At 36.3% G+C, this 20217-nt stretch carries 15 protein-coding genes; 4 read left to right on the top strand and 11 right to left on the bottom strand.

Annotated elements, in window-relative coordinates:
• Positions 1–2: 2 nt before the first annotated feature.
• From MHI39_RS04695 to MHI39_RS04660, 8 genes are all read right to left on the bottom strand, one after another.
• Positions 3–983: a dipeptide ABC transporter ATP-binding protein gene (locus MHI39_RS04695; RefSeq protein WP_342540788.1), complete on the bottom strand. Its 981-nt coding sequence runs from the start codon at positions 981–983 to the stop codon at positions 3–5.
• Positions 983–1981, bottom strand: a complete 999-nt coding sequence (locus MHI39_RS04690) for an ABC transporter ATP-binding protein (protein WP_251344752.1) — start codon at positions 1979–1981, stop codon at positions 983–985. Before MHI39_RS04690 ends, MHI39_RS04695 begins: the two co-directional genes overlap by 1 nt.
• 13 nt (positions 1982–1994) lie before the next feature.
• A complete protein-coding gene (locus MHI39_RS04685) occupies positions 1995–2972 on the bottom strand; it encodes an ABC transporter permease (protein WP_276514087.1) in 978 nt (325 codons plus the stop codon).
• 11 nt (positions 2973–2983) lie between these two features.
• A complete protein-coding gene (locus tag MHI39_RS04680; RefSeq protein ID WP_071975260.1) occupies positions 2984–3910 on the bottom strand; it encodes an ABC transporter permease in 927 nt (308 codons plus the stop codon).
• A gap of 370 nt (positions 3911–4280) precedes the next feature.
• A complete protein-coding gene (locus MHI39_RS04675) occupies positions 4281–5000 on the bottom strand; it encodes a lactate utilization protein C (protein WP_342540787.1) in 720 nt (239 codons plus the stop codon).
• Complete coding sequence (locus tag MHI39_RS04670) at positions 4975–6426, bottom strand: LutB/LldF family L-lactate oxidation iron-sulfur protein (RefSeq protein WP_342540786.1); 1452 nt, start codon at positions 6424–6426, stop codon at positions 4975–4977. The genes MHI39_RS04675 and MHI39_RS04670 overlap by 26 nt, the downstream gene beginning before the upstream one ends.
• A gap of 19 nt (positions 6427–6445) precedes the next feature.
• Positions 6446–7165 (bottom strand): (Fe-S)-binding protein, encoded by a 720-nt coding sequence (locus MHI39_RS04665; protein ID WP_071975263.1) that lies wholly within the window; start codon positions 7163–7165, stop codon positions 6446–6448.
• Between the two features lie 395 nt (positions 7166–7560).
• Positions 7561–8271: a FadR/GntR family transcriptional regulator gene (locus tag MHI39_RS04660; protein ID WP_071975264.1), complete on the bottom strand. Its 711-nt coding sequence runs from the start codon at positions 8269–8271 to the stop codon at positions 7561–7563.
• Between the two features lie 202 nt (positions 8272–8473).
• On the opposite strand from MHI39_RS04660, the gene MHI39_RS04655 reads away from it, so the two are divergent.
• Positions 8474–10153 (top strand): lactate permease LctP family transporter, encoded by a 1680-nt coding sequence (locus tag MHI39_RS04655; RefSeq protein ID WP_071975265.1) that lies wholly within the window; start codon positions 8474–8476, stop codon positions 10151–10153.
• A 210-nt stretch (positions 10154–10363) separates the two neighbouring features.
• On the opposite strand, the gene MHI39_RS04650 is transcribed toward MHI39_RS04655, so the two are convergent.
• Complete coding sequence (locus MHI39_RS04650; RefSeq protein WP_342540785.1) at positions 10364–12262, bottom strand: S-layer homology domain-containing protein; 1899 nt, start codon at positions 12260–12262, stop codon at positions 10364–10366.
• Positions 12263–12521: 259 nt separating this feature from the next.
• Between MHI39_RS04650 and MHI39_RS04645 the strand changes: the two genes are divergently transcribed.
• Together MHI39_RS04645 and MHI39_RS04640 are read left to right on the top strand one after the other, a co-directional pair.
• Entirely contained in the window at positions 12522–13880 is a 1359-nt protein-coding gene (locus MHI39_RS04645; RefSeq protein ID WP_342540784.1) for an Nramp family divalent metal transporter, read from the top strand.
• A gap of 125 nt (positions 13881–14005) precedes the next feature.
• Positions 14006–15262, top strand: a complete 1257-nt coding sequence (locus MHI39_RS04640) for an ATP-binding protein (RefSeq protein ID WP_342540783.1) — start codon at positions 14006–14008, stop codon at positions 15260–15262.
• 72 nt (positions 15263–15334) lie between these two features.
• On the opposite strand, the gene MHI39_RS04635 is transcribed toward MHI39_RS04640, so the two are convergent.
• Together MHI39_RS04635 and MHI39_RS04630 are read right to left on the bottom strand one after the other, a co-directional pair.
• Positions 15335–16783 (bottom strand): M20 family metallopeptidase, encoded by a 1449-nt coding sequence (locus tag MHI39_RS04635; protein WP_342540782.1) that lies wholly within the window; start codon positions 16781–16783, stop codon positions 15335–15337.
• A 21-nt stretch (positions 16784–16804) separates the two neighbouring features.
• Positions 16805–18037, bottom strand: coding sequence for an MFS transporter (locus MHI39_RS04630; RefSeq protein ID WP_058004869.1), 1233 nt, complete (start codon positions 18035–18037; stop codon positions 16805–16807).
• Between the two features lie 133 nt (positions 18038–18170).
• Between MHI39_RS04630 and MHI39_RS04625 the strand changes: the two genes are divergently transcribed.
• Positions 18171–20207 (top strand): helix-turn-helix domain-containing protein, encoded by a 2037-nt coding sequence (locus MHI39_RS04625; protein WP_342540781.1) that lies wholly within the window; start codon positions 18171–18173, stop codon positions 20205–20207.
• Positions 20208–20217: the final 10 nt, after the last annotated feature.

Below are 20217 nucleotides of genomic sequence, written 5' to 3'. Positions count from 1 at the left end.
CTTTATATAACATGACAAGCGACCAAGTGTTCCTCACCAATTTCACGTAGTTTTGGTTTCTCTAGCGTACATACCGCCTCCGCAAAAGGACAACGTGTTCGAAAAGCACAGCCACTAGGAGGGTTTATTGGACTTGGCACATCCCCTTTAAGATGAATTCTTTCAATCTTTTCTGAAAGATCAGGGTCTGCAATAGGTACCGCGGAGAGCAACGCTTGTGTGTATGGATGCTGCATCTTCGTATAAAGCTCATTTTTTTCAGCTACCTCTACTAAATTACCCAGATACATAACTCCTACCTTGTGTGAGATATGCCGTACCATTGATAGATCGTGAGATACAAATAGATAGGTCAATGCAAATTGTTCTTGAAGCTCTTCAAGCATATTGACAATTTGCGCTTGTATTGATACATCAAGGGCCGAAATGGGTTCATCACAAACAATAAATTCTGGTTCTACTGCTAATGCTCGAGCTATGCCAATCCGTTGACGTTGTCCACCAGAAAACTCATGTGGATAGCGGTTAATATGATCATTTTTAAGACCAACCAAATGAATAAGCTCCTTAATTCGCTCTGTCCGTTCCTTCCCCTTACAAATATTGTGTACATCTAATGGATCTCCAATAATCTCACCTACGGTCATTCTAGGATCAAGGGAGGCATAGGGATCCTGAAAAATCATTTGCATTTTTTTTCGAAAAGGAAACATTTCCTTATTGCTTAAATGAGCGATCGATTGCCCATTAAACAAAATCTCTCCTGATGTAGGCTCATAAAGCTTCATAAGTGTTCGCCCGGCAGTTGTTTTTCCACAACCAGACTCGCCGACTAAACCAAATGTTTCCCCTCTCTTTATTGAAAAACTTACATCATTTACAGCTTTTAATACATTTGAATTTCTACCAAAAAATCCTTTTTTAATACTGAAATGCTTTTTCAAATTTCGAACCTCAACGAGATTTTCTGTTGCTGCAACCATTATCCTATTACCCCCTTATCCACTTTCGGTGCCTTAGGGTGCATTAACCAACATGCAGCCTGGTGCGTATTAGATATGACTGTATTCCTTGGTGGAATCATTTCACACACCTTCATTGCATACTCACACCTTGCAGCAAACGGACAGCCTTTTGGAGGTGCTAGTAAATCGGGAGGAGTTCCCGGAATTGGAATAAGCTTTTTCCTCTCGCCCATTTCTACCTTTGGTATCGAACGTATTAGTCCCCAAGTATATGGATGTTGTGGGTTATAAAACACTTCTCTTATCGTTCCTTCCTCTACAATGATCCCTCCATACATGACAATCACTCTACTGCACATACTAGCAATAACTCCCAAATCATGGGTAATCATGACAATAGATGTATTGATTTTCTTTTTTAAATCACTCATAAGATCAAGAATTTGAGCTTGAATAGTCACATCCAGTGCAGTAGTAGGCTCGTCAGCTATTAATAGCTTGGGATTACAGGAGATGGCAATAGCTATCATAACTCGTTGTCTCATCCCTCCAGAAAGCTCATGAGGGTATTGATTGATTCTATTTTCAGGACTTGGTATATCTACAAGTTTCAGCATTTCAATTGCGCGTTTCTTTGCATCCTTTTTTGATAGTTTTAGATGAATTCGCATAGGTTCCATTATTTGATGGCCAATAGTGAGTAACGGGTTAAGTGAAGTCATTGGATCTTGAAAAATCATTCCTATCTCTCTTCCATGCAATCTTCTCCATTGTTTATAATCCATCATTTCCATGTCTATTCCATTAAAGCTCATTCCTGCTACTTCTATACTTGCGTTATCTGGTAAAAGACCCATAATTGAGAGCATCGTCACACTTTTGCCAGAGCCGGATTCACCAACAATCCCTATAGACTCACCTTTATTGACGTGAAATGAAACTCCACGGACTGCTTGCACTTTTCCTGCATCAATATGAAAATTTGTTTTTAGATTATCCACTAGAAGCAAGCTCACATCAACACCCCCTTTATTTCTTTAACCTTGGATCCAGTGCATCTCTTAGACCATCACCAATAAAATTTAATGAAAACATTGTAATACTGATAGCAAGAGCAGGAAACAGCATTTGATATGGTTGGGTAAATAAGGTTGGAATGGCATCATTCACAAGAGTTCCCCAACTAGCTATTGGAACTTGAATACCAATTCCAAGAAAGCTCAAAAATGCCTCTGAAAAAATAGCAGATGGAACTAAAAATGTGACCGTAACAATAATTGGTCCCATACTATTAGGGATTAGGTGTTTAAATAATATTCGAAGATTAGAAGATCCAATGGAACGTGAGGCAAGGGCATATTCTTGATATTTTAGAGTGATAACTTGAGAGCGCACAATTCTCGCTGTCCCAATCCATGAGGTAATACATAATGCTATTAAAATACTCTGTATACTATTTCCTAGAAACATCATGACTAAAATGATATAAAGTAGGTCTGGAATACTGATCATCATATCGACTATTCGCATCATGATCATATCAAGTCTTCCACCGAAATATCCTGAAATTCCACCATAGATAACACCTATAAGCATATTAATTGTTGCAACTACAAAACCAATTGTTAAACTTATTCTTGCACCGTATAATGTTCTAATAAAAATATCTCTTCCAAATTTATCTGTTCCAAACCAATGTTCAGATGACGGTCCTTGATTACCATTCTCAATATCTTGACCATCATATGTATATTCTGATAGTATTGGCCCAAAAATCGCTGCTAAAGCCATGATGATAATAATGAATAAACCCAATAATGCAAGAGGATCCTTTCTAAAACGTGACCAAGCATCCTGCCAATAAGACTTACTAGGTCGAGCAATGATCTCATCTTCTTTCTCAGACTCATCAAGCTTCTTAAAAAGTTCATCGGGGAGATCGTGTAAATCTTCTGTTTCAAAATTATAGTCTGGTTTCAAATTTTTTATGTTTATTGAATGATTCAATCGTTTCCCCCCTATTCTTCTATTTTTATTCGTCGATCAATTACAACATATAAAATATCGACGATTAGATTTGTGAGTATAATGAAAAAGCCAAAGAAAACGGTCATTCCCAAAATAACAGAATAATCCCGATCTCCTATACTTGTTACAAAGTCCCTCCCTATTCCGGGAATTGAAAATATTTTTTCTATAACGAAACTTCCTGTTAAAAGAATGGCAACTAGTGGACCTAAATAGGTAATTATAGGAATAATGGCATTTTTCAATGCGTGTTTACAAATAACACTTAATTCATGGACGCCTTTCGATCTTGCTGTTCGAATATAGTCTTGACGCATTACTTCCAACATACTAGATCTCATTAGCCTAGCAATATAGGCTATCGGACTAAAGGCTAGTCCCGCTACAGGAAGAATGTAATGCTTCCAACTTGTTAAACCAAATGTAGGTAAAAGATTCAAAATGACTGCGAACAAAAAGAGTAGGAGAACAGCGATCACAAAGTTAGGAATTGAAATTCCAATTGTTGCAAAAATCATCGACGTCCAATCTGGCCACTTCCCCCGCTTTACTGCAGAAATAATTCCCAATGGGATACCGACAATTAGAGCTACAGCAATCGCAACTAATCCGACCTTTGCAGATACAGGAAACCCCTGAGCTATTAATTCATTCACTGTTACATCGGCATTTTTAAAGGACATTCCAAAGTCACCTTGCACCAACTTTTTTAAATAATTAACATATTGAACGCCTAAAGGATCATTTAAACCATATTTATCCTCTATTTTTTCTAATACACTTTTTGGTACATTTCTTTGTTCAGATGGACTAAATGGTCCTCCTGGGATTGCATGCATCAAAAAAAAGGTAATAGTAGTAAGAACAAACATCATAAAAATACCTGCTACTATTCTTTTTAATATATATCGCCCCATGTTAATCCCCCCCTTTTGTACAGAAATAGGTTTTCAACTTTAAACTTCTTTTCTATTAATAAATCATGTTATCAGCCCCTTTTTTATATGAATGATTAAGATATTTATTGCTAATAAAAATTTATGCGGATAAGCCACAGATAATTATATTTATATTTTTTATTAGACTCTTTTCTAAAAACCTTGTTACTATTTAATAAAATTTTTAACTATTAAATATTGTTTGAAGTCCGTTGTCCCTATATTTAACGGATGAGGGAGCGATAAACTTATAAGAACAGTTCTGATAATCTTATCGAAAAAATTTCTTCCATCAAATAAAAGAGACCATCTTTTTCATAAGATGATCTCTTTCCATTGATCTTGGTTTCTATTTATCTTTTACAATAATATATGCTGCCTTGACCGGGCCATGAACCCCAACCACAAGATTCATTTCAATATCGGCTGAGTTGCTTGGGCCGGTAATGAAATTTATGCATGAGGGGAGGATTTCTCCCTTTTGAACCTTTTCTCGGATTTTGATAGATGCTTGTGTCATTCTTTGAACGATTGTACTTTTAGGAATAATCGCTATATAAGTGGTAGGTAGTAAACTAACGGAGCGACCTTTATTTTCATCATTAAATAAAACGACCGTACCAGATTCAGCAAGGGTGATATCGCTAAATGTGATTCCAACATTTGCACGTTCACAACGATCTATATTTTCTTGTCCTTTTGCAGGGTCCCAAATATGAACATCATAGGATTGATTGGGCCAAACGGTTTCTATCAAATCCTGTAATCCAAATTGGTGAAAGCGTTCGTCGTTCCATAAAGAAAGTGGACCACCGCCATAGAACTGAACTATATCTTCTAGTTTTGATCCCAACTCATTCACAGTGGTTTCAAAGTAATCAACATGGATGCTTTTACATTGTTCCTTTAGTACTTGAAGTAATTCATCCTGACTTGCCTCCTGTAAGATACGGTACTGTGGCTGAAATGAGTAAACAGGAGTCGATACTCCTTCAGTTCGTTGACCTCTCCCTAAATTCTTAGCGATATTCGCTAAAAATTGTTCACGTTTTTGAATGGTTCCGACCATTATGATCCACCCCTTCCTTATGATTTTTAAACCAGTCTCTAAAACGTTCCTTGTTCGGTGCTGGAAAATCACGGATTTCTGTCCATGCTTTCAGAGGTCCAGGACCTTTTTTAATTTTTTCATTCTTCACAAATGGCTTTACTGCTGTCGTTGCAAGTTTTGAGCCAAAACCATATAAACCACTAGATGCCGCCCCTAAACCGAATGCTTTCATCATTAATTTTTCTGAAATTGGTGCTTTCCCTTCACGCTCAACAATTACCTGTCGATGCTTATGCAGTAATTCATGTAAAGGAATTTTCACTGGACAAGCTTCTGTGCATGCACCGCATAATGATGACGCATAGGGCAATTCCTTATGTTCCTCATATCCTCCAAGCAATGGTGTTAATACAGCACCAATTGGTCCCGGATAAATCGAACCATAAGAGTGTCCTCCAATATGGCGGTAGACAGGACAAACATTGATACATGCCGCACAACGAATACACTGTAAAACAGGCTGGAACTCTGTTCCTAATATTGCTGAACGGCCATTATCCACAATGACGAGATGAAATTCCTCTGGACCATCTATCTCTCCTATTTCCCGAGGTCCTGTTAATGCTGTCACATAGCTTGTTAGTCTTTGACCAACAGCACTTCTTGTTAGCAGACTAACTAAAACTTCAAATTCCTCGTAAGTTGGAACTATTCTTTCCATCCCCATAACAGTAATTTGAGTTTTCGGAAGAGTTGTTACCATTCGGGCATTCCCTTCATTTGTAACTAGTCCTATCGAACCGCTTTCTGCAATCGCAAAGTTGCAGCCAGTTATCCCAATATCGGCAGACAAAAATTCCTTTCGAAGCATTTTTCGTGCATAAGCCGCCAATTCTTCAGGTTTTTCACTTTTGGTATAGCCAATTTTCTTCGTAAATACATCACGAATTTGTTCTTTATTTTTATGTAAGGCAGGTGCTACTATGTGGGATGGTGGATCATGGTCATCAATTTGCAGGATATATTCTCCTAAGTCCGTTTCCACAACATCACAGCCTATTTCTTCCAGACACTCATTTAGGCTGATTTCCTCTGTCACCATTGATTTCGATTTGACGACTTTTTTCCCATTCTTTTTTTTCACAACGTCCTTAATATATTCTTGGGCTTCTACTGCTGTTTGGGCAAAAAAGACATGACCACCACGTTTAGAAACTTGCTCGCTTAATTGATATAAGTAATAATCAAGATTTGCTAGAACATGTTGACGTATTTCTTCACCAAGTGAACGCCACTCCTCCCAGTTTCCTAGCTGATCTGCTGCTTTGAGTCGATTCGTTTGTAATCTTTCCTGCGCATCACGAACAGCCCCACGCATAAAATCATCTTGTAAACCATCACTCATTCTATTTTTAAAATTCTTTTCACTTATTTGTAAACCCATTCTATCTCACCTCGTTCCCTTATTCTTGATGATTTAACACTTCCGCAATATGCATTACTTGAATTGGTTTACTTTTTCGATCAATCCGGCCACCAATATTCATGAGACATCCGCAGTCCGCCCCAATTAAATAATCACTGGATGTTTCCTCTACATGCTGTACCTTTTCGTCAACCATTTGCTCAGAAATTGGTCCCATTTTTACAGAAAAGGTTCCTCCAAATCCACAGCAGCTCGAAGCATTGGGCAAAGGTGTAACCTCTAACCCTTTTACGTGTTTTAATAGCTTCATAGGGGCATCCTTTACACCTAGCAATCGTGTCATATGACAGGAAGGATGGTAGGTTGCTTTTCCTTTCAAGCTTGCACCTACATCTTCCACTTTTAATACATCCACAAGAAATTGTGTGAATTCATAAGTTTTATCGGCAAGATTTCTTGCTCCCTCTTCCCATTCAGCATCACCTGAAAAAATCTTTGGATATTCTTTAAACATAAATGCGCATGAACCGGAAGGAGCGACCACATAATCAGAATCTTGAAATACAGTAATCATTTTCTTCATTGCCGGTTTCGTATCTTCTACAAAACCACTGTTATAGGACGGCTGTCCACAACAAACCTGCCCACTTGGAAAATCAACTTCGCAGCCAAGTCTTTCTAATATTTGAACCATGGATTTACCTACATCTGTCTTAAACATATCAACAAGACAAGTAATAAATAAGCTTACTTTCAAATTTTCCACCTTCTTCAAATATAAAGAATTATTTACTCATTAGGTCATCAGATGACCTGTTAATATTATAAACCCTATTAAAAGAAAATTGCTAGGCATTTCTATAATTTATGAGCTGAAATAAATTCTTATGTTCAATGCTACTTTTTTTAATATTAAATAATTTAATATCTAAGCGGACATTCAAATTATTCCCGAAAATAATCTTAATTTCGATCCGTATTTGAAGCTTAGTACGTTATTTAATACAATACAGAAATAAAATAACATTCCCTATGTCCGCAAAGATATAAAGTTAACTCATATGCCATCAATGAAGAATTTTGTTGACTCCAAGAATGGTCATTTGATAATTTTTTTACATTCGAAAAAAACTATTTTTCGTCTCTTCTCTATTATTTTATATAATCCTTAAGCATGTTTTCCACGCTTTCGAGGTGATCAAGCATCGCATTCCTTGCTTGTTCCTTATTTCTACTTTCAATACCTTCCAAAATTCTACTATGCTGTTCATATAGAATCTCTAAAGTACTAACCCTTGAATATAACCAAATACGTCTAGTTTCTTCCATTGCTTGAACCATCAGTTCAGAAACATGACTCATCAGATTTATTAAAAGTGGATTATGTGTGGCATTAACGATTGCTAAGTGAAAGGCCAAATCAGCTTGTTCACCTAGCTCTTCATTCACTGTAGCTTTTTTCATTTCTTTAAGGGCGATTTTCATTTTATCTAAATCTTCCTCATTATGCTTTTCCGCTGCTGCAACCACTATTCCAGTCTCCAAAATTTTACGAACTTCTAAAAGATGGATAATATCTTCCTTATTCATTAACAATGCTTGTACTATCGAATAGGAAATATCGTTTGGCTCAAATTTTTTTACATAGGTCCCTTCCCCTTGTCTAAGTTCAATCAATCCCATTGCTCTTAGTGATGTAAGTGCCTCACGAATGGCAGATCTTCCAACTGAAAAATTTTCAGCTAGCTGCTGAACAGAATCTAGCTTTTCGCCTGGCTTCAAATTCCCTTCACGAATCATTTCAACTAACTCATCAGCTACTTGCTCATATATTTTTTTGGGTTGTATTTTTTTATATTCCATTTCATCACTCCTGGATAATCCAATCAACATTTTCCTTTTTCTATCTTACTATATACAAGACAGGAAAAAAAAAATTTAGTAGAAAAATGAAAAACATATTGTTTTTCATTTTATAAATATTTATAATTTTTTAATATATATGACATATGGTCATCAGATGACCTATTGACCGTATGAAATTCATTTGAAGGAAGGTTAATATATGAAATATGTACAAAACTTTATCCCCTTTCAAGATCATCTGTACATCTCAGCATTAGTAGCTCTTATTCCTATTCTATTTTTCTTTTGGGCATTAGCTATAAAACGTATGCCCGCATATAAGGCAGGAATCTACACCCTACTTATTGCTTTGGTTATTTCTGTAATCGTTTACAGAATGCCTGTTGTTTTACCTGTCATGTCCGCTACACAAGGGGCAATTTATGGTATTCTTCCGATTGGTTGGATTATTGTTTCTTCAGTATTTTTATATAAACTTACAGTAAAAACAGGTCAATTTGATATTATTCGAAACTCTGTTGTTTCCATTACTGAGGATCGTCGTTTGCAAGCATTACTTGTCGCTTTTTCCTTTGGTGCCTTCTTAGAAGGGGCGGCAGGTTTCGGTGCACCTGTAGCAATTACAGCGGCTCTATTAGTTGGACTTGGATTTAGTCCTCTCTACGCTGCAGGAATATGTTTGTTAGCTAATACTGCTCCTGTTGCATTTGGTGCAATTGGTGCACCGATTATTGCAATGGAGGGCCCGACTGGTCAATCCGCTTTGGAAATTTCAAAAATGGTGGGGCGGCAGTTGCCTTTTATTTCAGTCTTTATCCCATTGTATTTAATTATCGTAATGGCGGGATTAAAGAAAACAAAGGAAGTTCTTCCAGCCATATTAGTATCTGGAATTTCATTTGCAGTTACACAGTATTTCACGTCAAACTTTATGGGTCCGGAGCTTCCTGATGTTTTATCTGCATTAGTATCATTAATCGTACTAACTATCTTCTTGAAATTTTGGAAGCCCAAATCCATTTTCCACTTTTCACATGAAGAGGTAGCTGCTTCATCTGACTCAATACGTACCACTCCTACCTATACAAAAGGACAAATTGCTAAAGCATGGTCACCATTTATTATTTTAACTGTTCTTATTACTATTTGGGGAATTCCCCAAATTAAAACAGCATTAGTCGGACATTACGAAGGTTCTAATATTATTTTGAAAGCGATTAACCTAATTGGTGGATGGATAACCTTTAATCCAAATGTACCATGGTTAAATAATCATGTAATTAATGCTAATGGTGATCCAATTGCTGCTACATATAAATTAGAACTTTTAGGTGCCGCTGGAACAGCAATTCTCATTGCTGCTATAATTACGAAGTTTGTATTAAGGATTTCATGGAAACAATGGTTTTCTGTATTTGGAGAAACGTTAAAGGAATTAAAATTTCCAATTTTAACGATTGTTGTAGTGGTTGCATTTGCATATGTAATGAATTCATCTGGGATGATCACAACACTTGCTTTAGCCCTTGCAAAAACGGGATCTTTTTTCCCATTTTTCTCTCCTGTACTTGGCTGGCTAGGTGTCTTTATTACTGGATCGGATACCTCATCAAATGTTTTATTCGGAACATTACAACAAGTATCTGCCCAATCTGTCGGTATGCATCCATTATTAGCCCTTGCTGCTAACTCATCCGGTGGAGTGACAGGAAAAATGATTTCTCCGCAATCCATTGCCGTGGCTTGTGCGGCTGCAGGGCTAGCAGGTAAAGAATCTGATTTATTCCGTTTTACAATTAAACATAGTCTTTTCTTATTGCTTCTTATTTGTATTATTACATTTTTACAATCTTCTGTATTGACTTGGATGATTCCATAAATGTATAGAAACACCCCACTTACGATTAATTAATCGAATTACTTGTTACATGAAGAAAGACTTGGAGCTCCTAACTCCTCGACGAGAAAAAGGAAAATCCGCATTTAGATTTTCCTCAATTTAGCTATAGAAACTAGTTTAATTTTTATACTTTCTTTATAAAAAAGAGGCTGTCTAATTAGACAACCTCTTATACTCTAAGTTTTACTTTTACATACTTTGTACTCGATAGAACATGGTTACGAGGTCTGCTCGTGTAATAGGTTTTTTTGCTTGGTAGGATTCATAATTTTTTGGATTATTTCCTTTTTTGTCTGTGTAGCCATTGACGATTTGATGATCATAGAGCCATTGGATCGCTTCTTTTTCTGTCATCTTCTTGTCTGTGAAGCTTTTGACTAGAAGGATGGCTGCTTCCCCTCTAGTTACGACATGATTTGATTTTCCGGTAACAGGTAGTTCGTAAGATTTCGCTAATGTGTAGAGATTCTTGACCGATTCATCCTTTAAATCCTGTCCTAATGTATATCGTAGAAATACATTCAAGTATTGGCTTTCAGTCATAGGTTGATTTGGTTTGAGCAGTTGCTCCTTAGCAAACCCTTTGATGATTCCATGATTAACGGCCCATTCAAAAGCTTCTGACCAATAAGCATCTTTTTTGTAATCTTTAAAAATCGATAAATCTACATGTTCCTGCTCTTCTAGTGAGCCTGTTTTGACCCATGTTGCTACATCATCGATTAGTTCTGGAGCAACATTACCTGGTGTACTATATTCAGTCACACCATTTGCCTCTCCTTTAATATTCACAAGAAAATGCATCATATCAGGGTAGGATCGAAACTGGACATTATCATGACCCTTTAAAGCAGTCTTCCAATTTTCTAATTGCTCTGCTGGTACCTGGATATCCTTATTCCCTTGTAAGAAGAGCATAGGCGTATCTTGCTTTTTGATTATTTCGGATGGCTGATAATCTCTTAAATCAAACCACCAATAAGCTGGTTGTAATTGAAATTCAGCTGGAATATGATCCTTATTATAGTTTGGATTGTCTAACATAGAAAATTGACTTTTATATACTTCTAATTCCATTTTGGCCTGATCGATTTGTTCCTGAGGTACTTTCATTCCTTCAGCACGCTTGATTGATTGCTCCATTTGCCAAAGTAAAAGCTCATGGAATTTTCCTGTTGGACCAGCTACACCGATTGCGCCTTTTATCTCATGATTCTTATCATTATCTAAAATAAGCGGAAGAGCATACCCGCCTTGGCTATGTCCAAGCACATAAATATTCTTTGCATCTACCTCTGGAACTGATTTAAGTGCAGATACAGCCAGATTTGCATCCAGCACAGTTTCCTCCATTATAGAAAACTTTGGATCCTTGCTCGATTTTAATGCATGAGTATTGGTCCTTTTATCATAACGGAGAACGGCTACTCCTTTACTCGCTAATCCTACTGCAATGTCACGGAATGGCTTAAATCCATAGGCTGTCTCATCCATATCATTTGGACCTGAACCATGAACAAGAACAACAACCGGGAATGGTCCCTCTCCTTTAGGTACAGTCAAAATTCCTGGTAAAGCAAATTCACCTTCTCCAACTTGTATCTGTTTTTCTGAATAATTTTCAGGATGATTGTACGATGGATTGCTAAACTGATTAGGATCAGTAGCCATCTCAGTATGGAAATCATCTACCTTTCCACTTTTATCTACATTGACTACAAAGCTAAACGGACCTAGTTCAGCTGTGACCAATATCGTCACCTTATTATGTATGCCATTATTTACATTACTTTGAACATTGAAGGTTTGTATTTTTCCGAATGTAGCTGTTAGTCCTTGAAAAATTTGAGGCACTTCTTCTTTTGAATAATATTTTTGTAGATTACCATTGAATAATTGATAGATTTCATTCCATTTTTGATCCTTTACTAATGAAAGAAATTCCTTCGCAACCTGACCATCCTCTACTTGCTGGGATAATTCGTTAGCAGACACCGGATGAACTGGTAGTGTTAATCCCCCTCCAATCATAGCTGCACTTAATGATGTTGCAAGTAGCCACTTCCCAACGATTTTTTTTCTTTTCACATATTTCACTCCCTCTTTTAGATTTAATTTTTCATACGTTTATATAGCGGAAAAGTTTCAAAATATTTCAATTGATGGAAAAATAAATTCAGTTCATATATTTTACCATTAAATAAAATGTTTCCCTAGGGCAAAATTTATTTACAAATGCAAACTAGAGTGTTAAGATGGGTACATAAAAAAATTCTACTTTTTTAAACCAAAAGTTGACCGAGGGAAACTAAATTATAATTGTTCAACTATTTGAGAGGTGGTAAATATGAATGCACATGCTAATCAAACACATAAAGAACAAGGTTGGCTCAAACAAAGTTCAAATGTAAGTCTAGAGGAAGTAAATAACTCGGTTAAGGTTCCAAATAAGGCGGGATTCTGGAGAAAATTTCTTGCATTTGCTGGTCCAGGATCATTAGTCGCGGTTGGTTATGTTGATCCAGGAAACTGGGCAACATCTATTGCAGGTGGTGCACGTTTTGGTTATACGCTTTTATCTGTCATTTTAATTTCAAATCTAATGGCTATTTTACTGCAAGGATTATCAGCTAAACTAGGAATTGTAACCGGCAGAGATCTAGCACAAGCTACAAGAGATGCAACAGGTAAAAAGATGGCTGTATTTCTTTGGATCCTAACCGAGCTTGCGATTATTGCTACAGACTTAGCTGAAGTAATTGGATCAGCCATTGCTTTAAATCTTTTATTTGGTATTCCTCTTTTAATGGGGATCATCATTACTACATTGGATGTTCTATTACTTTTACTTCTTCAGAAAAAAGGATTTAGGATTATTGAATCCATAATTATTGTTTTAATGACCACAATATTTGGTGTGTTTGCTTTTGAAGTGATTATTTCAAAGCCTGAAGTTTCAGCATTATTTAGTGGGTATGTTCCAAAGGCAGAAATTGTGACCAATCCGGAGATGCTATTTATTTCTTTAGGAATTCTCGGGGCAACCGTAATGCCACATAATTTATATTTGCATTCATCAATAGTGCAAACAAGACAGTTTACACGGGATCGACAAGGTAAGAAGGAAGCTATTAAATTTTCTTTACTAGATTCTACTTTTTCTTTAACGATTGCCTTTTTAATTAATTCAGGAATATTAATTTTAGGTGCAGCTGCATTTCATGGTACTGGATTAGACGTATCTGAAATTGAAGGAGCATATAAACTACTAAGTCCAACATTAGGGGTCGGAATAGCAAGTACCCTATTTGCAGTTGCTTTACTTGCATCTGGACAAAATTCAACAATTACTGGTACTTTAACAGGGCAAATCGTTATGGAAGGATTCGTTAATCTCAGGATTTCACCATGGCTTCGCCGTTTGATCACACGCCTGATTGCTGTCATACCAGCATTTATTGTTACATGGATTGCTGGATCACGGGGAACTGCTGACTTGCTTTTATGGAGTCAGGTCATCTTAAGTCTACAGCTCCCATTTGCCGTCGTTCCATTAGTATTATTCACAAGCAGTAAAAAGAAAATGGGTGAATTCACCAACTCTATGTGGGTTAAAGTTCTTTCGTGGTTATGTACACTCGTAATCATTGCACTCAATATTTTCTTAGTTGGATATATCATCGTCACTGGACATGAAATAGGGTAATACTTATGAAGTAGTTTGTTCCAATACAAGCTACTTCTTTTTTTTACAATAAAGGATTTCTTTTATAAATATCGAATAATAATAGTATTCAAACCATGAAATCTGTCGAAAAAGGGGGCAAGTTTGTGGAAATACAGTTAGAAAGAATGCTTCTCCAGATTTTAATGACGCTCTTCCCTTTCGTTCTATATTTGGTTCTAGCAAATGGAAAAATAAGTGATATGAAAAGTAAAGTAATTTTTGGAATCACTTGTGTTTTCACCATCATATTATCACTATCATTTGCCGTTCATATGGATAAAGGCGGAATTCTTGATTTAAGATTGATTCCTATTTATTTAGCTTATATCTATGGAGGCAATCTTCTTGGAATTATTATTTCAGTATTTTATATTGCAGTCCGTCTCTGTATTGGAGGTTCCGAAATAGCCCCAGTTTTAGTTGCTACTATCATTATGGGGGTACTCTTATACGGAAAACAGTCACTCTTTTTTTCTTGGAAATTAAGAAAAAAGGTGATGACTTCCACTTTATTTTTATCCGTTACTCTCGCTCTTCATTACATAATAGGTAGTCTTGTATTAAAAATATCAATCACATCAAATATTATGATTATATTATCATTATTTATTTTCTCAAATGCCGTCGTCGTTTTCCTATTAATTTATTTAATCGAATCTCAGCTAGAAAAACGCTCCTTGCAAAAAGAAATACAAAATGCTGAGAAATTTAATGTCATTGGTCAATTAGCCGCAAGTGTGGCTCATGAAATACGTAATCCAATGACTAGTATTAGAGGATTTATGCAAATCTTACAATCTTCGAATCGAATTTCTACTTCTGAAAAGGAATATATCAAAATTTGCATAGATGAAGTAGATCGGGCGAATGGAATTATAGCTGATTATTTAGCACTTGGAAAAAACCATTCAAGTGAGGTAAGCAAGCTTGATATTGTTCGCGAAATAAAGATGGCTATCCGATCTTTATCTTCCTTTGCTACTCTTAATAATGTTCAATTAAACTTCTCAAATCTCATTCCTATTTATATAAATGGGAATAGTCAACGGGTACAGCAACTATTTATAAATCTTATTAAAAACGGAATTGAAGCAACGAACGACAATGGAATAATTGATATAGAAGTTTCAACTGATGAAAAACATGTATACATCACTATTTCGGACAATGGCGAGGGCATGAGTAAAGAAGCAGCAGATAATTTCGGCCTCCCCTTCTATTCAACAAAGGAAAAAGGAACTGGGCTAGGACTAATGGTATCAAGACAAATCATTGAAGAAATGCACGGAACCATCTCTGTTAATAGCACTAAGGGAATCGGCACAATACTAAAACTTACTTTTCCGCGATCAAAAATATAATGGGACACGGGGTCCGACCCCGTGTCCCGTTTTTCGGGACAAAGGGTCTGGTCTAGTGTCCCAATAAGAGGATTACACGTATGTTTCTTCCTTTTTCGTCACAGATAGTTTTGGAGGCATAAGATCTTCGGGAATTAATGCAACATAGTGTTCACCATTCAATCTTTCTTTCAACTCATTTTTTGCTTGTTCAATGAGCTCTGGGTTTTCAATCGCTGTAATTGCGGTAGATGCAATGGTTTTTCCTGCTAATAGCATGGCCTGATGTGCGTAATTCGATTTTCCCTGTGCAACAACCTGCCATGTGTGGAATGGAGTCCCAACTGCCCAAGTCGATGTCGTACATTGTGCGGTTGGAACATTCCAGCTAACATCAGCTACATCTGTAGAACCTCCAATTGAGATAGGCTCCTTTGCTAGGGGAATAACGAAATCCGCAATTGGTTTTTCGGCTAATTTTTTTGCAAAATCATTTCCTACCTGAAGCGCGATCGCTCCTTTTTCTTCCTCCGACAAGGTTTGGAATATGTCCTTGGCAAAACGAATATCCTTATCCGTTACCTCCGGATAACCTAATTCATTCATATGTTGATCCATAATAGTTTCTAATGTTTTATTTGGAATTAAGTTATGACATGAACCTACTATCTGTTCATCAACTGTTGTTTCGGTCATCATCGCAGCTCCTTTGGCGCATTTAACAACACGCTCATATAAGCTCTTTACCTGATCCGGTTTAGGAGCACGTATGAGATAAGTCACCTCCGCCTCTGCCTGAACCACATTTGGGGCAACCCCTCCCGTATTTGTCACAGCATAATGAATTCGGGCACCATCAATGATATGCTCACGTAAATAATTTACTCCGACATTCATTAGTTCAACTGCATCTAATGCACTTCTTCCAAGATGCGGGGAAGCTGCTGCATGAGAACTTCGACCCTTAAATTTAAAGTGGGCGTGAATAACAGCATTAGACATCGCATGCATCACTGTATTGACCGTTCCAGGATGCCAGGAAAATGCAATATCTACATCCTTAAATAGCCCTTCTCTTGCCATAAAGGATTTCCCATAACCGCTCTCTTCTGCAGGACAGCCATAATATTTTACCGTACCAGCAAGCTTATGTTGAACTAAATAATCCTTAACAGCAATCGCTCCAGCCAATGCTCCCACACCTAATAGATTATGTCCACAGCCATGGCCATTTCCATTTGCATTGATTGGTTGATAGGTTGCTTCTCCAGCAACTTGGCTTAAGCCAGCTAATGCATCATACTCTCCTAAAATAGCGATTACTGGCTTTCCAGTACCATAGGTTCCAATAAAGCCTGTCTCAAGATTAGCTACCCCTCGCTCAACTTGAAATTCCTCCTGTTGCAAAACTTCACATAATAAATCAGCTGATTGAAATTCATCAAATCTAGTTTCAGCAAATTCCCATATCTTATCGCTAATGTCTTTATAATTATTACTCTTTTCATCAATCAACTTTGCAATTTTCTCTGTTAAATTCATATTATGTATCCTCCGATTCTCTTATTTCACTGTAGATGTTTGAACAACAGATAAATGTCTTTTCTGGCGTATCATAAATAATGCTCCTGCACACAAAATAGTAAAACAAATAAGCATGATAAATGCTGCATTATATGATCCACCTGTTGCATCTACTAAAAAGCCAATTAGCATTGGGGTTAAGACACCAGCAAATTGGGCTCCCGTATTAATAAATCCATTAGCCGTTCCTACTACAGCCTCAGGGAGAATTTTCAGTGGAACCGATGTAATTAAAATGATATTAAATGATAGAAACACAGTGACAGCACTTTGAAAAATGATAAATAGAACAAGGTTTGGAGAAATGGCCATTAACAGTAAAAATACTCCAGCCATTAAAGCAAATACCGCTGCAATCAGCTTATCTTTCCCTTCCGGTAGTCGATCTAGTATATATCCACTACATAACATAGCAAAGATCCCTACAAACGGTGGTATTGCTGAATATACGCCCACTTCTGTTAAATTTAATCCTTTTACATTCGCTAAGTAAGTTGGCATCCATGAATTCAGCCCCCAGTTGACTGCGTATATACTGAAATAGGCAATAAATAACTTCCAAATCATCGGAGTTTTTAATACATCCTTTAGAGGAGCTTTTACCTTTGGATCTTCTTCTATTTTCATTTGTTTCGGTTGTTGCTTCTCCTTTACTAAAAAGAAAAAAGCTACAGATAAGAGAAGTCCTATCACTCCAACAATATAAAATATTTGGCGCCATCCTAACAATTGCATAAGTTGTGTACCTACTATAGGAGCAACTACTCCCATAATTGTCGCTGAAGTCAGCATAATTGACATGGCTCTACTTCGTTCATTATGTGGAAACCAGTTCGTAATTCCTTTTGATGCTGATGGGAAATAACCGCCTTCGCCAATTCCAAAAAGAAAGCGAATGATGATAATTGAAGCAAATGACCATGCAGCACCTGTTAAAATAGTAAATATTGACCACAGAAATACAGCGGTAATAATTACCTTTCGATACCCAAAACGATCTGCTAGCCAACCTCCTGGAATTTGCATCAACGCATACCCAGCAAAAAAACTACTTAATACAATTCCTGTTAAGGAACCATTTAAATGAAATTCTTTAGAAATATCGAGAATAGCAAAATTGACGATAAATCGATCAAAATTCCCTAATGACCAACCAAGAAATAGCATTGTAATAATGACATACTTCCAGTTTTGCTCCCTTTTTGTTGTCATGTCTCCCACTCCCCTGAAATCGCTTGCATAATGAAATTATAGAATTATTCTACTTTTCATACAATGTTCATTTATATATAATTTAAGTGTTATTAATAGAGAAATATACATAAATAAGAAGGAGAAACAAGGAATGAATCCCTTAACAAGAATACAGGAGTTCTTAGTCGAAGCATGCGAACAATCGTATTTTCAAATTTGGATCAGTATATACCAAGATCGATTTTCACTGATCACTACAAAAGGCTTTGAACTCCCATTACCCTTTCCAAGCCTTCATGATGTGCATCGCGATATGATCGAATATCCCGACTTTACCGATCTTTATTTTTGCTTTGATGAAAGCAGATCAATCATTGTAATACGTGTAGAGAAGCCTAGTCTTTCATTAGAAAGTATTAATCAATTAGAGATTCTCCTCATAAACTATTATTTGGAAATCTCACTCGAACGAGAACGATTTATCCGCCATAAAATGATGGAAAGCATTAGAGATATCTCTAATTTGGATAATGTAGATACATTATTAATAAACATTTTGGAGCATGCCCTTTCCGTTATACAGGTGGCTGATTTCGGTGTTTTATGGATGTATGATGAGAAAGAGAACGCACTGCTCCCAAGAGCATGGGCAGGTGGACCAAGTGAGTCTATTCAAAACATGAGGATGAATATTGGCGAAGGAATTATTGGAAAAACATATCAAGAAAAAAGAACAATGTTTCTATCTTTATTAAAGGATATACTGCATGAATCTTCTTCTATTCGGAAAGAAAATTTACAACACTTATTTAATGCTTATTCATTCACAAACTTACAATCTATTATTTCAACACCTATTTTTGTAGAAAATGAAACATTATGTGTCCTGATCATTTACCAAAATGGGGAACGACCATTGTTTACAATTGAGGATAAAAAGGTGCTAGAAAGCTTTTCTGATCAAGTATCAATTGCCCTTACTAATTCTCGCTTATTTCAAAACATTAAGCATCAAAATCAGTTATTACTCCAACGTGATGAAATTCACGATACATTTATGAAGCTTTCATTACAAAGTTCTGGAATGCATATGATTGCTAGTGAGCTACGGAGAATGATCCAACTCCGATTAGTGATTATTGATTTAACAGATGATTCCATTTACTCAAGTCCAAATCATTGGTTTTCAGAAGATATAAATGAGCTACGGAGAAAATTCAATAGCATGGATGCTCCTCAATTCTATTCTACTGAACAAAGTGGAAAGCAAAATACCTTTTATCTTCAGCCAGTCATTGGAATTAATCAATTTCTTGGGATGCTAATTGTCGAAGTAACAGATAAATGGCTATTACCAATTAATAAACTTATTATTGAACAGGCAAGTTCGATTATTGCTTTAGAGATGATTCGAAATCAAACTGTTGTTGATTCTTACTATCAAAAAACACATGATTTGTTTCACGAATTGATCCTATGTAATGACGCATCTATCCAGAATACTAAAGCGATTGAGCTTGGCATCCATCAACCGGCATATTTTTTAATTATACTGATTGGAATTCCTAGCCATGAGGATATACATTATATGAATATGCAAAACCACCGACTGATTTTAGAAAATAAGAAGAGATTTCGAGAATACTCACCTATTGTATTTGGATTCCGCAATAAGATTACTATCATACTACAATCTCAATCAGATACCATTGATGTATCGGGTCATCTAAAACAACTTCAGTCGGAATGGAGACAAGGAAATCATCTTCCAATTAAAATCGGGATTGGATTACAATATAACCGAATCGAGGATATTAAAAAAAGTTATAACGAAGCAGATAAAGCACTGTCCTATCTTAACCATCGGAAACAACCAGATTTGATTCATTATAAGGAAATTGGAATCAATCGTCTATTTATTCACCAATCACAAGAAGAATTACAGGCATTTATAAATGAAGTATTTATGCCTTTACTAAACGAAAAGGAACAAAATCAATTTTTGGAAAAGACTCTTCTCACCTATATTAAACAAAACCGTTCAGCAGGTGAAACGGCAAAGCAATTACATATACATGTTAACACTTTATACCAAAGGCTAAAAAAGATCGAAGAGAAGCTCCATATCTCATTCTCAAATCCAGAAGATCTATTACGGCTTCAACTAGCTTGTTATTTAAAGAATTAGGGACACGGGG

The sequence above is a fragment of the Heyndrickxia sp. FSL K6-6286 genome (assembly GCF_038630395.1).
Lineage (GTDB): Bacteria > Bacillota > Bacilli > Bacillales > Bacillaceae_C > Heyndrickxia > Heyndrickxia oleronia.
This window is presented reverse-complemented; position numbering and strand designations above follow the sequence as displayed.